17 protein-coding genes are annotated in these 18,287 nt (G+C 72.3%); 12 read left to right on the plus strand and 5 right to left on the minus strand.

What is annotated here, in order from left to right; translation table 11 throughout:
* Positions 1-14 precede the first annotated feature (14 nt).
* Positions 15-257, minus strand: coding sequence for a hypothetical protein (locus tag OG764_RS24075; protein ID WP_328970499.1), 243 nt, complete (start codon positions 255-257; stop codon positions 15-17).
* Positions 258-321: 64 nt separating this feature from the next.
* Between OG764_RS24075 and holA the strand changes: the two genes are divergently transcribed.
* A complete protein-coding gene (gene holA / locus OG764_RS24080) occupies positions 322-1,317 on the plus strand; it encodes a DNA polymerase III subunit delta (RefSeq protein WP_328970500.1) in 996 nt (331 codons plus the stop codon).
* Between the two features lie 683 nt (positions 1,318-2,000).
* Here the strand turns inward: holA and OG764_RS24085 are convergent.
* Both OG764_RS24085 and rpsT read right to left on the minus strand, forming a co-directional pair.
* Positions 2,001-2,201, minus strand: a complete 201-nt coding sequence (locus tag OG764_RS24085) for a DUF2191 domain-containing protein (protein WP_328970501.1) — start codon at positions 2,199-2,201, stop codon at positions 2,001-2,003.
* Between the two features lie 233 nt (positions 2,202-2,434).
* Positions 2,435-2,701, minus strand: coding sequence for a 30S ribosomal protein S20 (rpsT, locus tag OG764_RS24090; RefSeq protein WP_099892447.1), 267 nt, complete (start codon positions 2,699-2,701; stop codon positions 2,435-2,437).
* A 203-nt stretch (positions 2,702-2,904) separates the two neighbouring features.
* Here rpsT and lepA point away from each other — a divergent pair, with 203 nt between their 5' ends.
* The 3 genes from lepA to hemW all read left to right on the plus strand — a co-directional run bounded on the left by lepA (position 2,905) and on the right by hemW (position 8,218).
* Positions 2,905-4,773 carry a translation elongation factor 4 gene (gene lepA, locus OG764_RS24095; RefSeq protein ID WP_328970502.1) on the plus strand — a complete coding sequence of 623 codons (1,869 nt, stop codon included), beginning with the start codon at positions 2,905-2,907 and terminating at the stop codon, positions 4,771-4,773.
* A 175-nt stretch (positions 4,774-4,948) separates the two neighbouring features.
* Positions 4,949-6,838 carry an AMP-dependent synthetase/ligase gene (locus OG764_RS24100; RefSeq protein ID WP_328970503.1) on the plus strand — a complete coding sequence of 630 codons (1,890 nt, stop codon included), beginning with the start codon at positions 4,949-4,951 and terminating at the stop codon, positions 6,836-6,838.
* Positions 6,839-6,985: 147 nt separating this feature from the next.
* Positions 6,986-8,218 (plus strand): radical SAM family heme chaperone HemW, encoded by a 1,233-nt coding sequence (gene hemW / locus OG764_RS24105; RefSeq protein ID WP_328970504.1) that lies wholly within the window; start codon positions 6,986-6,988, stop codon positions 8,216-8,218.
* Between the two features lie 222 nt (positions 8,219-8,440).
* Here hemW and OG764_RS24110 read toward each other — a convergent pair whose 3' ends face one another.
* Positions 8,441-9,250 (minus strand): DUF3097 domain-containing protein, encoded by an 810-nt coding sequence (locus OG764_RS24110; protein ID WP_328970505.1) that lies wholly within the window; start codon positions 9,248-9,250, stop codon positions 8,441-8,443.
* Between the two features lie 28 nt (positions 9,251-9,278).
* Positions 9,279-10,004, minus strand: a complete 726-nt coding sequence (locus tag OG764_RS24115) for an MBL fold metallo-hydrolase (protein ID WP_328970506.1) — start codon at positions 10,002-10,004, stop codon at positions 9,279-9,281.
* A gap of 167 nt (positions 10,005-10,171) precedes the next feature.
* On the opposite strand from OG764_RS24115, the gene hrcA reads away from it, so the two are divergent.
* The 8 genes from hrcA (at position 10,172) to OG764_RS24155 (ending at position 18,277) form a co-directional block, all read left to right on the plus strand.
* Positions 10,172-11,188: a heat-inducible transcriptional repressor HrcA gene (gene hrcA / locus OG764_RS24120; RefSeq protein ID WP_328970507.1), complete on the plus strand. Its 1,017-nt coding sequence runs from the start codon at positions 10,172-10,174 to the stop codon at positions 11,186-11,188.
* The gene (dnaJ, locus tag OG764_RS24125; protein WP_328970508.1) at positions 11,189-12,328 is read left to right on the plus strand and encodes a molecular chaperone DnaJ; all 1,140 of its coding nucleotides are present in this window, start codon (positions 11,189-11,191) and stop codon (positions 12,326-12,328) included. It abuts the gene before it with no gap.
* A gap of 155 nt (positions 12,329-12,483) precedes the next feature.
* Positions 12,484-13,560, plus strand: coding sequence for a nitronate monooxygenase (locus OG764_RS24130; RefSeq protein ID WP_328970509.1), 1,077 nt, complete (start codon positions 12,484-12,486; stop codon positions 13,558-13,560).
* Positions 13,557-14,300, plus strand: coding sequence for a 16S rRNA (uracil(1498)-N(3))-methyltransferase (locus OG764_RS24135; protein WP_328970510.1), 744 nt, complete (start codon positions 13,557-13,559; stop codon positions 14,298-14,300). The genes OG764_RS24130 and OG764_RS24135 overlap by 4 nt, the downstream gene beginning before the upstream one ends.
* Positions 14,301-14,478: 178 nt before the next feature.
* Entirely contained in the window at positions 14,479-14,838 is a 360-nt protein-coding gene (locus OG764_RS24140) for a histidine triad nucleotide-binding protein (RefSeq protein ID WP_328970511.1), read from the plus strand.
* A gap of 6 nt (positions 14,839-14,844) precedes the next feature.
* On the plus strand, positions 14,845-15,750 hold the full coding sequence (locus OG764_RS24145; RefSeq protein ID WP_328970512.1) for a ribonuclease Z: 906 nt from the start codon (positions 14,845-14,847) through the stop codon (positions 15,748-15,750).
* 192 nt (positions 15,751-15,942) lie between these two features.
* Entirely contained in the window at positions 15,943-17,076 is a 1,134-nt protein-coding gene (locus tag OG764_RS24150) for a carbohydrate kinase family protein (protein WP_328970513.1), read from the plus strand.
* A gap of 178 nt (positions 17,077-17,254) precedes the next feature.
* Positions 17,255-18,277, plus strand: a complete 1,023-nt coding sequence (locus tag OG764_RS24155; RefSeq protein WP_328970514.1) for a PhoH family protein — start codon at positions 17,255-17,257, stop codon at positions 18,275-18,277.
* Positions 18,278-18,287: the final 10 nt, after the last annotated feature.

Raw genomic sequence — 18,287 nt, forward strand, 5'->3', positions numbered from 1 at the left:
GCGGGCTCCGGCCGTTACGGGGCCTCCAGCCAGCCCTCGTGCTCCGCGGCGAGAGCGTCCAGCGCCGCGGGGTCCAGGCGGTCCGCCGGGTCCTCCACGACGACCAGCCACTGGGCGTCCTCGGCGTCGTCCTCCCCGGCCAGGGCGTCCCTGACCAACTGGGGCTCCTCGGCGAGGCCGAAGCGGTCGGAGAGGTCCTGCGCCACCTCCTCGGCGGCGTCGCGGTCGGGCAGTACCAGTACATGTCGAGCGTTCACGGCTCACATTCTGGTGCACCGCACCCGCACGCGGTGTCGGTGGGGCGTGGGATGCTGGACGGCGATGGCCACCAGGAAGAACTCCACCGACGATCCGCTCGCCCCGCTCACCCTCGCGGTGGGACAGGAGGAGCTGCTGCTCGACCGTGCCGTGCGGGAGGTGGTGGCGGCGGCCCGCGCGTCGGACCCCGACACCGACGTCCGCGACCTGGCACCCGAGCAGGTCCAGCCCGGCACCATGTTCGAGCTGACCAGCCCCTCGCTGTTCGCCGAGCGCAAGGTCGTCGTCGTGCGCAACGCGCAGGACCTGTCCGCGGACAGCATCAAGGACGTGAAGGCGTACCTCGCCGATCCGGTCGACGAGATCACGCTGGTGCTGCTCCACGCCGGCGGCGTCAAGGGCAAGGGCCTGCTGGACGCGGCCCGCAAGGCGGGGGCCCGGGAGGTGGCCTGCCCGAAGATGACCAAGGCGGCCGACCGGCTGGCCTTCGTGCGGACCGAGTTCCGGACGCTGGGCCGCTCGGCGACGCCCGCCGCCACCGAGGCGCTCGTGGACGCGATCGGCAGCGATCTGCGCGAGCTCGCGAGCGCGGTCACCCAGCTGTGCGCGGACGTCGAAGGCACCATCGACGAGGCGGTGGTCGCGCGCTACTACACCGGCCGCGCCGAGGCCTCCAGCTTCACCGTGGCCGACCGGGCCGTCGAGGGGCGGGCCGCGGAGGCCTTGGAGGCGCTGCGCTGGTCGCTGTCGACCGGGGTCGCGCCGGTCCTGATCACCAGCGCGCTGGCGCAGGGCGTCCGCGCCATCGGCAAGCTCGCCTCGGCGCCGCGGGGGGCTCGCCCCGGCGACCTGGCGCGGGATCTCGGCATGCCGCCGTGGAAGATCGACCGGGTCCGGCAGCAGATGCGTGGCTGGTCGGCGGACGGGGTCGCCACGGCGTTGCGGGCCGTGGCGGAGGCGGATGCGGGCGTCAAGGGTGGCGGGGACGATCCCGAGTACGCGCTGGAGAAGGCGGTCGTGGCTGTCGCGCGGGCGGCCCGTCCGGCGCGGCGCGACTAGCCCCGCCGCGGCGCCGAGCCCGGCCCCGGCGCCCGCCACCACCGGCCGGCGCCGGCCGCGCTGCGACGTCCTGCCTCTGCGACGTCCTGCCTCTGCGGCGCCCCTTCAGCCTCGCCGGCTGCGCAAGGCCCGCTGCCTCGGCGGTGCCCGAGGAGCAACCTCCAGCCTTGCAGGCTGCGCAAGGCCCCCTGCCTCGGCGGTGCCCGAGGAGCAACCTCCAGCCTTGCAGGCTGCGCGAGGGGTAACCCCCTGCCTCGGTGGTGCCCGAGGGGCAACCTTCAGCCTCGCCGGCGTTTGAGGCGCGGGTCCGGGCGGAGCCCGGTGCCCGGCGTCAGCCGGGTTGCTCTTGGGGCTCCGCCCCAAACCCCGCGCCTCAAACGCCGGCGAGGCTGGGAATTGCGCCCCGAGATGTCGGCGAGGCTGGGGTCGGCTCTGCGCAGGTCCGCCTCAAACGCCGGCGAGGCTGGGAATTGCGCCCCGAGGTGTCGGCGAGGGTGGATGTTGCCCGCCAGGGCGTCGGCGAGGCCGGGGTGGGCTCTGCGCAGGTCCGCCTCGAGGGCCGACGAGGCTGGGTGTTGCGCCTCAGGGCGTCGGCGAGGCCGGGGATTGCGCCCCGAGGTTTCGGCGAGGGTGGAGGCCGCCAGGTGTCGGCGGGGCCGGGGGGCTCCGCGTAGGCGGTGGGGTCAGCCCTGGGGGTCTTGGGGGCGGGGGTCGGTGTCGTGGAGGCGGCGGGATGTGAGGTCGGTGCGGGTCTCCGTGCGGTGGCCGCGGGCGATGTAGTCGCGTACGACCGCCTCCACCGCGTCCTGCGGGGAGCCGATCCCCGCGAGGACCATCACCTCCACCACCAGTTCCGCGTCCAGGCTGATGCTCACCTTGGCCATGGCCCCCCACCCCTCTCGGTTTCTGGCCCGGACTCTATCCGCCGCGGCCCCGTCCGGGGGGCCGCATGCCGAAGGCCCCGGCTCGTCCTGGGGAAGGACGAGGCCGGGGCCTTCGGATCAAGCGTGTTGCCCCACACCCGCGTGGCGAACGCAGGCCGCGTGTGGGACGGGGTGCCGGTCAGGAGCGGAAGAGAGGGCCCGCTGGGTCCTCACCGGCGTTCACATCGCAGTGCTCAGCCCTGGAGGGAGGCAACCTTGGTGGCCAGCGCCGACTTCTTGTTGGCGGCGGCGTTCTTGTGGATGACACCCTTCGAGACAGCCTTGTCGAGCGCGCGGGAAGCGGCGCGAGAAGCCACGGTGGCCTTCTCGACGTCACCGGCGGCGACGGCCTCGCGGGCCTTGCGGATCGCGGTCTTGAGCGAAGACTTGACGGCCTTGTTGCGCAGGCGCGCCTTCTCGTTCGTCTTGTTCCGCTTGATCTGGGACTTGATGTTCGCCACGAAAGAGCCTTTTCAGGTTCAGAGGTTGATCTTCGGATTGTGTCCCGACAGCTAGAGGGCACACGAGACACAGCTGCCCAGGCTACCAGGCACGCTTGGACCAGCCCAAACCGAGCGCATCGGCCCGGCCATGGGACCATGGGAGCCTGCGTACCCAAACGACATCGCCTCCATACGACATCGCCCGAGAATCAGGACCTTGCGTGCCCGCGATCCCCAGCCACGTGCCCGAGCCGAGCCGTACCGACCCGGCGCTGATCCGCAACTTCTGCATCATCGCGCACATCGACCACGGCAAGTCGACTCTCGCCGACCGGATGCTCCAGCTCACCGGTGTCGTCGACCAGCGGCAGATGCGCGCCCAGTACCTCGACCGTATGGACATCGAGCGAGAGCGCGGCATCACGATCAAGTCCCAGGCGGTCCGTCTGCCCTGGGCGCCGACGGAGGGTGACGGGAAGGGCAGCACCCACATCCTCAACATGATCGACACGCCCGGACACGTCGACTTCACGTACGAGGTGTCCCGGTCGCTGGCGGCCTGTGAGGGCACCATCCTGCTGGTCGACGCCGCTCAGGGCATCGAGGCGCAGACCCTCGCCAACCTGTACCTGGCGATGGAGAACGACCTCGCGATCGTCCCCGTCCTCAACAAGATCGACCTGCCGGCCGCCCAGCCGGAGAAGTTCGCCGAGGAGCTGGCGAACCTGGTCGGCTGCCAGCCCGAGGACGTGCTGCGGGTCTCCGCGAAGACCGGTCTCGGCGTGGAAGCGCTGCTCGACAAGGTCGTGGCCACCGTTCCGGCGCCGGTCGGCGTCAAGGACGCCCCGGCCCGCGCGATGATCTTCGACTCGGTCTACGACTCGTACCGCGGTGTCGTGACGTACGTACGTGTGGTCGACGGCCAGCTGAACAAGCGCGAGCGGATCCGGATGATGTCCACCGGCGCCACGCACGAGCTGCTGGAGATCGGCGTCTCGTCGCCGGAGATGACCCCGGCCGACGGCATCGGCGTCGGCGAGGTGGGCTACATCATCACCGGCGTGAAGGACGTCCGTCAGTCCAAGGTCGGTGACACGATCACCAGCCTGCACAACGGCGCGACCGAGGCCCTCGGCGGCTACAAGGACCCGCGGCCGATGGTCTTCTCGGGCCTGTACCCGCTCGACGGCTCGGACTACCCGGACCTCCGCGAGGCCCTGGACAAGCTCCAGCTCAACGACGCCGCGCTGGTCTACGAGCCGGAGACCTCGGCGGCGCTCGGCTTCGGCTTCCGCGTCGGCTTCCTCGGCCTGCTGCACCTCGACGTGGTCCGCGAGCGCCTGGAGCGCGAGTTCGGCCTCGACCTGATCGCCACCGCGCCCAACGTGGTCTACCGGGTGGTCATGGAGGACGGCAAGGAAGTCACCGTCACCAACCCGAGCGAATTCCCCGAGGGCAAGATCTCGGACGTGTTCGAGCCGGTCGTGCGCGCCACCGTCCTCGCCCCCAGCGAGTTCATCGGCGCGATCATGGAGCTGTGCCAGACCCGCCGCGGCACGCTGCTCGGCATGGACTACCTCTCCGAGGACCGCGTCGAGATCCGCTACACGCTGCCGCTCGCGGAGATCGTCTTCGACTTCTTCGACCAGCTGAAGTCCAAGACGCGCGGCTACGCCTCCCTCGACTACGAGCCCACCGGCGAGCAGTCCGGCAGCCTGGTCAAGGTCGACATCCTGCTGCACGGCGACAAGGTCGACGCCTTCTCCGCCGTCACGCACAAGGACGCGGCCTACGCCTACGGTGTGCGCCTGGTCGCCAAGCTGCGCGAGCTCATCCCGCGGCAGGCCTTCGAGGTGCCCATCCAGGCCGCGATCGGCTCCCGGGTCATCGCCCGGGAGACCATTCGCGCCATCCGCAAGGACGTCCTCGCCAAGTGCTACGGCGGTGACATCTCCCGTAAGCGGAAGCTGCTGGAGAAGCAGAAGGAAGGCAAGAAGCGGATGAAGATGGTCGGCTCCGTGGAGGTCCCCCAGGAGGCCTTCATCGCCGTGCTGTCCAGCGACGAGTCGGGTGGCAAGGCAAAGAAGTAGCCACCGGCCGCCACCGTGACGAACGGGCCCCCGCGCGATCGCGCGGGGGCCCGTTCGTTATAAAGCGGCCGCTCGGCGCCTCTTACGCGGCGGGCGACCGCCCTCTACCCTGATCACTGCTCGATGGTTACTCGCCAGTTAACCCCATGCGCTGCCGCGTGGTCCGGAGGATGTCGTGAGCGACACACAGACCTTGATCGAGAACCGCCCGCCCTCCGTGGCGGCCCTCTTCCTGGAGCGCGTCGCCGCCACCCCGGATGCGGAGGCCTACCGGTATCCCGTGCCCGCGGCTTCCGGCCACGGGCCCGACGACTGGAAGTCGCTGAGCTGGGGGCAGGCCGCCGAACGCGTCTACGCGATCGCCGCCGGCCTGGCCGCGCTCGGCCTCCAGGCCGAGGAGCGGGTCGCCCTGGCCGCCGGCACCCGGGTCGAGTGGATCCTCGCCGACCTCGGCGTGATGTGCGCGGGCGGCGCGGTCACCACCGTGTACCCGAGCACCAACGCGGAGGAGTCGGCGTTCATCCTCTCGGACTCCGAGAGCCGCGTGCTCATCGCCGAGGACGCCGCGCAGCTGGCCAAGGCGCGCGAGCGCCGCGCCGACCTGCCCGACCTGCGCCACGTCGTCGTCATGGACCCGGCCGGCGTCGAGCCCGCCGAGGACGACCCCGAGGGCTGGCTGCTCACCCTGGCCGAGCTGGAGGCGCGCGGCGCCGAGTACCTCGCCAAGCACCCGGAATCGGTCAAGGAGCGCGTCGGGGCCATCACCTCCGACCAGCTCGCCACCCTGATCTACACCTCCGGTACGACGGGCCGCCCCAAGGGCGTCCGCCTCCCGCACGACAACTGGTCCTACATGGCCAAGGCCATGGCGGCGACCGGCCTGATCGGCCCGGACGACGTCCAGTACCTCTGGCTGCCGCTCGCCCACGTCTTCGGCAAGGTCCTCACCTCCGGCCAGATCGAAGTCGGCCACGTCACGGCCGTCGACGGCCGCGTCGACAAGATCATCGAGAACCTGCCGGTGGTCCAGCCGACCTACATGGCCTCCGTCCCGCGCATCTTCGAGAAGGTCTACAACGGGGTCGCCGCCAAGGCCCGCGAGGCCGGCGGCGCCAAGTACAAGATCTTCCAGTGGGCCGCCGAGGTCGCCCGCGAGTACGCGAAGGCCTCCCAGGACAACTTCCGCCGCACCGGCACCGCCTCCGTGCCCTTCGGCCTGGGCATGAAGCACAAGGTCGCCGACGCGCTCGTCTACTCGAAGCTGCGCGCCGCGTTCGGCGGCCGGCTGCGCGCCGCCGTCTCCGGCGCCTCCGGCCTCTCCCCGGAGATCGGCTACTTCTTCTCCGGCGCCGGCATCCACATCCTGGAGGGCTACGGCCTGACGGAGTCCAGCGCCGCGAGCTTCGTGAACCCGGGCGAGGCCTACCGCACCGGCACCGTCGGCAAGCCGCTCCCCGGCTGCGAGGTCCGGATCGCCGACGACGGCGAGATCCTGCTGCGCGGCCCCGGCATCATGGAGGGCTACCACCGGCTGCCCGAGAAGACCGCCGAGGTCCTGGAGTCCGACGGCTGGTTCCACACCGGCGACATCGGCGAGCTCTCCGCCGACGGCTACCTGAAGATCACCGACCGCAAGAAGGACCTGATCAAGACCTCCGGCGGCAAGTACGTCGCCCCCGCTGAGATCGAGGGCCAGTTCAAGGCGGTCTGCCCGTTCGTCTCGAACATCCTGGTGCACGGCGCCGACCGGAACTTCTGCACCGCCCTGATCGCCCTCGACGAGCCCGCGCTGCTGGGCTGGGCCAAGGACAACGGGCTGGAGGGCAAGGCGTACGCCGAGGTGGTGGCCGCGCCGCAGACCCGCGCGATGGTCCAGGGCTACGTCGACACCCTCAACCAGGACCTCCAGCGCTGGCAGACGATCAAGAAGTTCGCGCTTCTGCCCCGCGACCTGGACGTCGAGCACGGCGAGCTCACCCCCAGCCTCAAGCTGAAGCGGCCGGCGGTCGAGCGCGAGTACAAGGCCCTCATCGACGCGATGTACCAGGGCACCCGCGAGGCGTAACCGGGCTCTGCGGACCGGGGCCGGGACGGGACGAACCCGGCCCGGCCCCGGCCCTGTCCGAGCCGGGTCCGAGCCCCGGACCGGGCGCGGGCCGGGTCGCACGGCGGACGGTCGGCCGCCGCCGGACGGTGCGGGAGAATGGGACCCATGCCTTCCGTACTGCCCGATGGTGAGCCCGTGCCCGACGACGGGGCACTGCCCGCGCACGCCCTGACGGGTGCGGCCGACCGGCCCCTCGGGTTCTACCTGCACGTGCCCTACTGCGCGACCCGCTGCGGGTACTGCGACTTCAACACGTACACCGCCACCGAGCTGCGCGGCACCGGGGGCGTCCTGGCCTCCCGCGACAACTACGCGGAGACCCTCGCCGACGAGATCCGGCTCGCCCGCAAGGTGCTCGGAGACGACCCGCGCGAGGTCCGTACCGTCTTCGTCGGCGGAGGCACCCCGACCCTGCTGCCCGCCGCCGACCTGGTCCGCATGCTCGCGGCGATCCGCGATGAGTTCGGGCTGGCGGCCGACGCGGAGATCACCACCGAGGCCAATCCCGAGTCGGTCGGTCCCGCCTACCTGGAAGAGCTGCGGGCCGGCGGCTTCAACCGGATCTCCTTCGGCATGCAGAGCGCCAAGCAGCACGTCCTGAAGGTGCTCGACCGCACCCACACCCCCGGTCGGCCCGAGGCCTGCGTCGGCGAGGCGCGCGCCGCGGGCTTCGACCACGTCAACCTCGACCTGATCTACGGCACGCCCGGCGAGACGGACGACGACTGGCGGGCCTCGCTGGACGCGGCGCTCGGCGCCGGGCCCGACCACATCTCCGCGTACGCGCTGATCGTCGAGGAGGGCACCCAGCTGGCGCGGCGGATCCGCCGCGGCGAGGTCCCCATGACCGACGACGACGTCCACGCCGACCGCTACCTGATCGCGGACTCCGTCCTCGCCGGGGCCGGCTACTCCTGGTACGAGGTCTCGAACTGGGCCACCTCCGAGGCCGGCCGCTGCCTGCACAACGAGCTGTACTGGCGGGGCGCGGACTGGTGGGGGGCCGGGCCGGGGGCGCACTCGCACGTGGGCGGGGTGCGGTGGTGGAACGTGAAGCACCCGGGCGCGTATGCGGCGGCGCTGGCGGAGGGGCGGTCGCCGGGGGCGGGGCGTGAGCTGCTGTCCGCCGAGGACCGGCGGGTGGAGCGGATTCTGCTGGAGCTGCGGCTGGTGGAGGGGTGTCCGCTGGAGCTGCTGGCCGAGGCCGGGCTCGCCGCCTCCCGCAAGGCCTTGGCGGACGGGCTGCTGGAGGCGGGGCCGTACGCGCGGGGGCGGGCCGTGCTGACCCTGCGGGGGCGGTTGCTGGCCGACGCGGTGGTCCGGGACCTGGTGGACTGACGGGCGGTCCGGACCCACGGAGCTCCGCCCCGGACCCCGCGCCTCAAACGCCGGCGGGGCTGGAGTTGCCCTTGGGTGGCGCCCCGGACGCCGGCGGGGTCGGAGTCGCCTCCGGCGGCGCCTCAAACGCCGGCGGGGCTGGATGTTGCCCCCGGTGCCTCGGACGTCCGCGCGGGCGGGTTGCCCCCGGCGTCGAGCGCCGGCCGGGCTGGACCCCGTGTTTCAGGCCGGGGCCGTGACGAAGTCGATGAGGTGTTCCACCGAGCCCAGCAGGGACGGCTCCAAGTCCTGGTAGGAGCGGACGCGCGACAGGATGTGCTGCCAGGCGGCGCCAGTGTTCTCCGGCCAGGCCAGGGCTCGGCAGATGCCCGTTTTCCAGTCCGTGCCGTGGGGGACGGTCGGCCAGGCGGGGATGCCCAGGGACGACGGCTTCACGGCCTGCCAGACGTCGATGTAGGGGTGGCCCACGACCAGGACGTCGGCGTGGGTGACCGAAGCCGCGATGCGGGACTCCTTCGAGCCCGGGACCAGGTGGTCGACCAGGACGCCCAGGCGCGCGTCCGGACCGGGGGCGAACTCCGCGACGATCGCCGGGAGGTCGTCGATGCCCTCCAGGTACTCCACGACCACCCCCTCGATCCGCAGGTCGTCGCCCCACACCCGCTCGACGAGTTCGGCGTCGTGGCGACCCTCCACGTAGATCCGGCCCGCGCGGGCCACCCGGGCCCGGGCCCCCGGCACGGCCACCGAGCCCGACGCGGTACGGGCCGGCGCGGCCGGCCGCCGGGCGGGGCGTACGAGGGTGACGACGGCGCCGTCCAGCAGGAAGCCGCGCGGCGCCATCGGGAAGACCCGGCGCTTGCCGAACCGGTCCTCCAGCGTCACCGTGCCGGCCTCGCAGGCCGTCACCGCACCGCAGAAGCCCGTACCGGCCTCCTCGACCACCAGGTCGGGATCGGCCGGGACCTCCGGGACGGGGCGGGCCGCGCTCCGCTTCCAGGGCGGCGTCAGATCGGGTGAGTACTCGCGCATCCGGACGACAGTAGGGAGGGGCGGCGGATCAGACCGGCGACACGCCGAAGCGGTCCGCCAGTGTGGCGCGTTGCGCACGGACGAAAGCCGCATCCACCACCGCACCGTGCCCCGGCACGTACACCGCGTCCTCGCCGCCCAGCGCGAGCAGCCGGTCGAGAGCGGCCGGCCACTGCCTGCGGACCGCGTCGGGGCCGGCTTGAGGATCACCGGACTCCTCCACGAGGTCCCCGCAGAACACCACCTCGCGCGAGCCGGGGACGAACACCGCGAGATCGTGCCGGGTGTGGCCGGGGCCCACGTTGGCCAGCAGCACCTGCACCCCGCCCAGTTCCAGCGTCCACTCGCCCGAGACCAGGTGCCGGGGCGCGACCAGCAGGTCGGCCGACTCCGCGGCCTCGGACTCCGCCAGCCCGTGCCGTACCGCGTCCTCGCGGAGCACGTCGTGGCTCGTCAGCAGCAGCCCGTCCAGGCCCACCGCGCCGAAGACCTCCACGCCGGAGAAGGCCGAGGCCCCCAGAACGTGGTCGAAATGTCCGTGCGTGAATGCGATATGAGTCACTCGGCGGCCGGCCAGCCGCTCCGCCTGGGCCCGCACCTCGGAGCCCTCCCGGAGGCAGGAGCCGGGGTCCACGAGGAGCACCGCATCGTCTCCCACCACCAGTCCCACCGTGCAGTCCCACACCGGCAGCCGTCGCCGGCCGGCGCGCCCGGTGAGCCCTTCCCACCCGGCCTCTTCCCATTGGACGTCCATGCCGCGACGCTACCTTGACGGGCCGCCCTTGCTAGGGGTGCACCTCCCCGCCGTACACTGACCGGGGGATCTCTGGCACTCGAACACCACGAGTGCCAGCAGCAGGCCCGCAAGCAGGACCGCAGGACGCAAACGGAAACGACGCATCACAGCTGGAGGTGTGCGCGATGCTCAGCGAACGCAGACTCGAGGTGCTGCGCGCCATCGTCCAGGACTACGTCGGGACGGAGGAGCCGGTCGGCTCCAAGGCGCTCACCGAGCGCCACCGGCTCGGCGTGTCGCCGGCCACGGTGCGCAACGACATGGCGGTGCTGGAGGACGAGGGCTTCATCGCCCAGCCGCACACCAGCGCCGGCCGCATCCCGACGGACAAGGGCTACCGGCTCTTCGTCGACAAGCTCGCCGGCGTCAAGCCGCTGTCGTCGCCGGAGCGGCGGGCCATCCAGAACTTCCTGGACGGCGCCGTCGACCTCGACGACGTGGTCGGCCGTACGGTCCGGCTGCTCGCGCAGCTGACCCGGCAGGTGGCGGTCGTGCAGTACCCGTCGCTGACCCGGTCCACGGTCCGCCACGTCGAGCTGCTGGCGCTCGCGCCCGCACGCCTGATGCTGGTGCTGATCACGGACACCGGCCGGGTCGAGCAGCGGATGGTCGACGCGCCCGCGCCCTTCGGCGAGACCGCGCTGGCCGACCTGCGGGCCCGGCTCAACGCCCGGGTCGTCGGACGCCGGTTCGCGGACGTGCCGCAGCTGGTGCAGGACCTGCCGGAGTCGTTCGAGACGGACGACCGCGGCACGGTACAGATCGTGCTCGCGACCCTGCTGGAGACCCTGGTCGAAGAGACCGAGGAGCGGCTGATGATCGGCGGCACCGCCAATCTCACCCGCTTCGGGCACGATTTCCCCCTCACGATCAGGCCGGTGCTGGAGGCCCTGGAGGAGCAGGTCGTGCTCCTCAGGCTGCTCGGCGAGGCCAATGAATCGGGCATGACCGTACGCATTGGGCATGAGAACGCCTACGAGGGACTGAACTCCACGTCCGTCGTCTCGGTCGGCTACGGTTCGGGCGGCGAGGCAGTCGCCAAACTCGGCGTGGTCGGACCGACCCGCATGGACTACCCCGGAACGATGGGAGCGGTACGCGCAGTGGCACGTTACGTCGGACAGATCCTGGCGGAGTCGTAAGTGGCCACGGACTACTACGCCGTTCTCGGCGTGCGCCGCGACGCATCGCAGGACGAGATCAAGAAGGCCTTCCGCAAGCTCGCGCGCGAGCTGCACCCGGACGTGAACCCCGATCCCAAGACGCAAGAGCGTTTCAAGGAGATCAACGCCGCGTACGAGGTGCTGTCGGACCCGCAGAAGAAGCAGGTCTACGACCTCGGCGGCGACCCGCTGTCCGCCTCCGGCGGCGGCGGTGGCGCGGGCGGCTTCGGGGCCGGCGGCTTCGGCAACTTCTCGGACATCATGGACGCCTTCTTCGGACAGGCGTCCCAGCGCGGCCCGCGCTCGCGCACCCGCCGCGGCCAGGACGCGATGATCCGGCTGGAGCTGGAACTCGACGAGGCCGCGTTCGGGACCACCAAGGACATCCAGGTCGACACCGCGATCGTGTGTACGACCTGCTCGGGCGAGGGCGCCGCACCCGGCACCTCCGCCCAGACCTGTGACATGTGCCGCGGCCGCGGCGAGGTCTCCCAGGTCACCCGCTCCTTCCTGGGCCAGGTCATGACCTCGCGCCCGTGCCCGCAGTGCCAGGGCTTCGGCACCGTGGTCCCGACCCCGTGCCCCGAGTGCGCGGGCGACGGCCGGGTCCGCTCCCGCCGCACCCTCACGGTCAAGATCCCGGCCGGTGTGGAGAACGGCACCCGCATCCAGCTCGCGGGCGAGGGCGAGGTCGGCCCCGGCGGCGGCCCCGCCGGCGACCTGTACGTGGAGATCCACGAGCTCCCGCACCCGGTCTTCCAGCGGCGCGGCGACGACCTGCACTGCACGGTCACCCTCCCCATGACGGCGGCCGCGCTGGGCACGAAGTGCCCGCTGGAGACGCTGGACGGGATGGAGGAGGTCGACATCCGGCCCGGTACCCAGTCCGGCCAGTCGATCCCGCTGCACGGGCGCGGCGTCACGCACCTGCGCGGCGGCGGCCGCGGCGACCTCATCGTGCACGTCGAGGTCATGACCCCGAACAAGCTGGACCCGCAGCAGGAGGACCTGCTGCGCCAGCTGGCCAAGCTGCGCGGCGAAGAGCGCCCCCTCGGGCAGTTCCAGCCGGGCCAGCAGGGCCTGTTCAGCCGCCTGAAGGACGCGTTCAACGGCCGCTGACGGCGGCTCGCCGGGCACCTGAACGACGCGTCGCCGGGCACCCGGTCGACGTGCAGGACGGGCCCGCCGCCGGTGGTGGCGGGTTCCGTCCGGCGGACTATGCCAGGCGAATGCACCGATTCGGCCTGCTGCGGGGGACATGGCACGATGCGGTCATGTCCTCCGCACTGAGCGATCTCTGCCGGTTCCCGGTCGTGCAGGCGCCGATGGCCGGCGGCGGTTCCTGCCCCGAGCTCGCCGCAGCGGTCGCCTCGGCGGGCGGACTCGGCTTCCTGGCCGGCGGGTACAAGACCGCCGACGGGATGTACCAGGAGGTCAAGCGGCTGCGCGCGCTCACCGCGCGCCCCTTCGGCGTCAACCTCTTCATGCCGCAGCACGCCGCGGTGGACCCGGCCGAGATCGAGGCGTACCGCGGACAGCTCGCCGGTGAGGCCAGCTGGTACGAGACCGCGCTGAGCGAGGACGTCTTCGCCTGCTCCGACGACGGCTACGACGCCAAGATCGCGATCCTCCTCGACGATCCGGTGCCGCTCGTCTCCTTCACCTTCGGCTGCCCCGAGCCCGCGACGCTGGACGCGTTCGCGAAGGCCGGCACCCGTACCGCGGTCACCGTGACCTCCGCCGAGGAGGCCCGTGCCGCGCAGAGCGCCGGCGCGCACGCCGTCTGCGTGCAGGGCATCGAGGCCGGCGGGCACCAGGGCACCCACCGCGACGACCCGCAGGCCGACGGCACCGGCTTCGGTCTGCTGCCGCTCGTCGCCCAGGTGCGCGAGGCCGTCGGGCTCCCGATCGTCGCCGCGGGCGGGCTGATGCGCGGGTCGCAGATCGCCGCCGTGCTCGCCGCCGGCGCCGAGGCCGCACAGCTCGGCACCGCCTTCCTGGCCTGCCCGGAGTCGGGCGCCGACCCGCTGCACAAGCGGGCCCTGACCGACCCGCTGTTCGTCCGTACCGAACTCACCCGGGCGTTCTCCGGGCGTCCGGCCCGCGGCCTGGTCAACCGGTTCATGCGGGAACACGGCCCCTACGCGCCGGCCGCGTACCCGCAGGTGCATCATCTGACGACCGGACTGCGCAAGGCCGCCGCCGAGGCGGGCGACCCGCAGGGGATGGCGCTGTGGGCCGGACAGGGCCACCGGCTGGCCCGCACCCTGCCCGCCGGGCAGCTGGTGGAGGTTCTCGCGGCCGAACTGGCCGAAGCGCAGAGTGCGTTGCAGATGAGGAGTGCGTCATGACCGCCCCCGTGTTCGTGGTCGACAAGGTGCCCGCCGGGCCGCAGTTCGTCCTCGACGGACCCGAAGGCCGGCACGCGGTCTCCGTGAAGCGCCTGGAGCCCGGCGAGGAACTCGTCCTCACCGACGGGCGGGGCGGCTGGGCCGAGGGCGTGGTCGCCGCCGCCGAGGGCAAGGACCGCCTCGTCGTCGACGTACGGGCGGTGGCCGAGGAGCCCGAGCCGGCGCCGCGCATCACCGTCGTACAGGCCCTCCCCAAGGGCGACCGGGGCGAACTCGCCGTCGAGACCATGACCGAGACCGGAGTCGATGCGATCGTGCCCTGGCAGGCCTCGCGCTGCATCACGCAGTGGCGCGGCGACCGGGGGGCCAAGTCCCTCGCGAAGTGGCGCAGTACGGCCCGCGAGGCCGGCAAGCAGTCCCGCCGGGTGCGCTTCCCAGAGGTCGCCGAGGCCATGTCCACCAAGCAGGTCGCGGCGCTGCTGGCCGGCGCCGACCTCGCGATGGTCCTGCACGAGGACCGCGACGCGGCCAGCGGGGCGCTCGCGCTGGCGGAACTGCCCGCACAGGGCTCGATCGTGGTCGTCGTCGGCCCGGAGGGCGGGGTCTCGCCGGAGGAGCTCAAGGTGTTCGCGGAGGCGGGCGCCCGCCCGTACCGGCTGGGCCGCTCGGTGCTGCGGACGTCCACGGCCGGCACGGCCGCGGTGGCGGTCCTGCTCTCCCGCACCGGCCGCTGGTCGTAACACCCGCATCCACCCGGCCCGGCACCCCGGCCCGGCACCCCGGCCCGGCACCCCGGCCCGGCCGCCGCGGCGCGGGCCGCGGCCCGACTGGACCGGTCCTCCAGGGCTCGCCTACCGGTCCACGGCGGCCGTCTCGCTACGATGCGCCTGACTGATCAACGGTATGGAGGCGAAGCCCATGGCAGGCGAACCGCAGGCGGACTGCCTGTTCTGCAAGATCGTCAAGGGGGACATCCCGGCGACGATCGTGCGCGAGACCGAGACCACCGTCGCGTTCCGCGACATCAACCCGCAGGCGCCCACGCACGTCCTGGTGATCCCCAAGGTGCACTACCCGGACGCGGCGAGCCTCGCGGCGGCCGAGCCGACCGTGCTCGCCGACGTCGTGCGCGAGGCCGGCGAGGTCGCCGCCGAGGAGAAGGTCGACGGCACCGGCTACCGGATCGCCTTCAACACCGGCACCGGCGCGGGCCAGACCGTCTTCCACGCCCACGCCCACGTGCTCGGCGGGCGCGGCTTCGCCTGGCCGCCCGGATAACCAACCGTGTCCGTACGTGAATTCGTGGTGCTCGGCACCGCGAGCCAGGTCCCGACCCGGCACCGCAACCACAACGGGTACCTGCTGCGCTGGGACGGAGAGGGCATCCTCTTCGATCCCGGCGAGGGCACCCAGCGCCAGATGCTGCGCGCGGGCGTGGCCGCGCACGACATCAACCGGATCTGCGTCACCCACTTCCATGGGGACCACTCGCTCGGGCTCGCCGGGGTGATCCAGCGGATCAACCTCGACCGGGTCCCGCACCCGGTCACGGCGCACTTCCCGGCCAGCGGGCAGCAGTTCTTCGACCGGCTGCGGTACGCCACCGCCTACCGCGAGACGGTGCGGATCGACGAGGCGCCGGTCGCGGCCGACGGGCTGCTCGCGCAGGGCGCCACGTACCGGCTGGAGGCGGTCCGGCTGAGCCACCCCGTCGAGTCCTTCGGCTACCGGCTCACCGAGCCGGACGGGCGGCGGATGCTCCCCGAACTGCTGGCCCGGCACGGGATCGCCGGCCCCGACGTGGGCCGCATCCAGCGCGACGGCGAGCTGGACGGGGTCACCCTCGACCAGGTCAGCGAGGTCCGGACCGGCCAGCGCTTCGCCTTCGTCATGGACACCCGGTTGTGCGAGGGCGTGGACGCGCTCGCCCAGGGCTGCGACATGCTCGTGATCGAGTCGACCTTCCTCGACGAGGACGAGCGGCTGGCCACCGAGCACGGCCACCTGACCGCCGGGCAGGCAGCCCGGGTCGCGAGCCGGGCGGGCGTGAGGCACCTGGTCCTGACCCACTTCTCGCAGCGGTACACGGACCCGGACGCCTTCGAGCGGCAGGCGCGGGCCGCCGGGTTCGACGGCGAGCTCACGGTCGCCCAGGACCTCCTGCGGGTCCCCCTGCCCAAGCGCCCCTGAGGCCGCGCGCCGCGGGTACCGGCCGCATCCGGTGCCCGCGGCAGTGACCTGCGTCGGGACGGGAAGAAGGGGCGATCCGGCGATGACCTGGGTCACACTGGGTTTGAACCGGCCCGGTGAGGGCAGGGCTGGCGGTCCTCCGAAGCTTTTTCCACCTTGCGGCAACGACCCCTCAGGACGGGGAGCACACACGTGACCAGTCGGAACGGACCACACCACCACCCGGGGCGTGCGGAGCTGGACCCGCTGCGCGGCGTACGGACCCCGCAGGACCCGGGCTGCGACGTCTTCCTGACCGGCACGGTCTTCCTGGACATCATCTTCACGGGCCTCGACTCGGCGCCCGTGCGCGGTACGGAGTCCTGGGCCCGCGGCATGGGCTCCAGCCCCGGCGGCGTCGCCAACATGGCCACCGCCCTGGCCCGCCTGGGCCTGCGCACCTCGCTCGCCGCCGCCTTCGGCGACGACCACTACGGCGAGTACTGCTGGGACGCCCTCGCGCAGGGCGAGGGCATCGACCTGTCGATGTCCCGGACCATCCCCGGCTGGCACTCCCCGGTGACCGTCTCGATGGCCTACGAGGGCGAGCGCACGATGATCTCGCACGGCCACGAGGCGCCCCCGCCCGCCGGCCCCGGTCCCTTCCCCGAATGCCCGCCGCGGGCCCGGGCCGCCGTCGCCTCCCTGGAGCCGGGCCGCCGCGAGGAGTGGATCGCCTCCGCCGCCGGCCGCGGCGCCCGCATCTTCGCGGACGTGGGCTGGGACGACAGCGGGCGCTGGGACCTGGCCGCGCTGGGCGGCCTGGAGCACTGCGAGGCCTTCCTCCCGAACGCCGGCGAGGCCGTGCGCTACACCCGCACCGACAGCCCGCAGGCCGCCGCTCGCGCGCTCGCCGAGCACGTCCCGATCGCCGTGGTCACCATGGGCGCGGAAGGCTCGTACGCCGTGGACGGACGGACCGGGGAGACCGCCCTCGTGCCCGGGATCGCGGTGGAGGAACTGGACCCCACCGGAGCCGGCGACGTCTACGTGGCCGGATTCCTGACCGGCACCCTGGCCGGCTGGCCGCTCGCCGACCGGCTCGCCTTCGCCGGCCTGACGGCCGCCCTGTCCGTGCAGGAGTTCGGCGGCTCGCTCTCGGCGCCCGGCTGGGAGGAGGTCGCCGCCTGGTGGCGGCGGGTACGGGCGCTGCCCGGCGGCGTGCCGCAGGAGCTGCGGCACTACGGATTCCTCGACGACCTGCTGCCGGACTCCGCGCTGCGCCCCGAGCCCTGCGAGCCGCGCCGCCGCGCCGTCCCGACCATCGGCTTCCGGCACTCCGCCTGACCACGGCCCGTACGCGCACGCCTACGGAATCCGCGTACCACCCCCGCCGCCCGGCCCCGAGGGCGCCCGGAAAACCCCTCGGGATCGGTCCGGCGGCGTCGTAGGCTTGGAAGTCACAGAGGCCGTCGATCGGCGAGGTCTCCCAACGGGAGGAATGTGCAGGCCAGAGAGCCGGCCCATGACTCAGACACCCACAGACCGGACCCCCGCGCCGGGGCAGGCACGAGCCCACTTCACGGTCCCCGCGAAGCACCCGATGGTGATGGTGCTCGGCTCGGGCGACGCCCTGTTGCGCGTGATCGAAAGGGCGTTCCCCGGCGCCGACATCCATGTGCGGGGCAACCAGGTGAGCGCGGTCGGCGACTTCGCTGAAGTCGCACTGATCCAGCGTTTGTTCGACGAGATGATGCTGGTGCTCCGCACCGGGCAGCCGATGACGGAGGACGCAGTGGAACGCTCGATCGCCATGCTCCGGGCCAATGGCAGCGACGGCGCGGAAGCCGTCACCGAGACCCCGGCCGAGGTGCTCACGCAGAACATCCTCTCCAGCCGGGGCCGCACCATCCGCCCCAAGACCCTCAACCAGAAGCGGTACGTCGACGCGATCGACAAGCACACGATCGTCTTCGGCATCGGCCCCGCCGGTACCGGCAAGACCTATCTCGCCATGGCCAAGGCGGTCCAGGCCCTGCAGTCCAAGCAGGTCAGCCGGATCATCCTGACCCGGCCCGCCGTCGAGGCGGGCGAGCGGCTCGGCTTCCTGCCGGGCACGCTCTTCGAGAAGATCGACCCGTACCTGCGCCCGCTGTACGACGCACTGCACGACATGCTCGACCCCGACTCCATCCCGCGGCTGATGGCCGCGGGCACCATCGAGGTCGCGCCGCTGGCGTACATGCGAGGCCGGACGCTCAACGACGCCTTCATCATCCTGGACGAGGCGCAGAACACGAGCCCGGAGCAGATGAAGATGTTCCTGACGAGGCTCGGCTTCGACTCGAAGATCGTCATCACGGGTGACGTCACGCAGATCGACCTGCCCGGCGGGACCAAGTCCGGTCTCAAGCAGGTCCAGGAGATCCTCGAGGACGTCGAGGACGTCCACTTCTCGCGGCTCACGTCCCAGGATGTCGTCCGGCACAAGCTCGTCGGCCGTATTGTCGACGCGTACGAGCAGTACGACAGCCGCAACGGGAAGTAGTACGAGAGTC

It is taken from the genome of Streptomyces sp. NBC_00239 (assembly GCF_036194065.1).
In the GTDB taxonomy this organism is placed as follows: Bacteria; Actinomycetota; Actinomycetes; order Streptomycetales; family Streptomycetaceae; genus Streptomyces.

Coding starts and splice junctions, on each gene's coding strand:
- holA (WP_328970500.1), top strand. CDS start 322: ATGGCCACCAGGAAGAACTCCACCGACGATCCGCTCGCCCCGCTCACC.
- OG764_RS24085 (WP_328970501.1), bottom strand. CDS start 2,201: ATGGCCAAGGTGAGCATCAGCCTGGACGCGGAACTGGTGGTGGAGGTG.
- hemW (WP_328970504.1), top strand. CDS start 6,986: ATGCCTTCCGTACTGCCCGATGGTGAGCCCGTGCCCGACGACGGGGCA.
- OG764_RS24110 (WP_328970505.1), bottom strand. CDS start 9,250: ATGCGCGAGTACTCACCCGATCTGACGCCGCCCTGGAAGCGGAGCGCG.
- OG764_RS24115 (WP_328970506.1), bottom strand. CDS start 10,004: ATGGACGTCCAATGGGAAGAGGCCGGGTGGGAAGGGCTCACCGGGCGC.
- hrcA (WP_328970507.1), top strand. CDS start 10,172: ATGCTCAGCGAACGCAGACTCGAGGTGCTGCGCGCCATCGTCCAGGAC.
- OG764_RS24130 (WP_328970509.1), top strand. CDS start 12,484: ATGTCCTCCGCACTGAGCGATCTCTGCCGGTTCCCGGTCGTGCAGGCG.
- OG764_RS24135 (WP_328970510.1), top strand. CDS start 13,557: ATGACCGCCCCCGTGTTCGTGGTCGACAAGGTGCCCGCCGGGCCGCAG.
- OG764_RS24140 (WP_328970511.1), top strand. CDS start 14,479: ATGGCAGGCGAACCGCAGGCGGACTGCCTGTTCTGCAAGATCGTCAAG.
- OG764_RS24155 (WP_328970514.1), top strand. CDS start 17,255: ATGACTCAGACACCCACAGACCGGACCCCCGCGCCGGGGCAGGCACGA.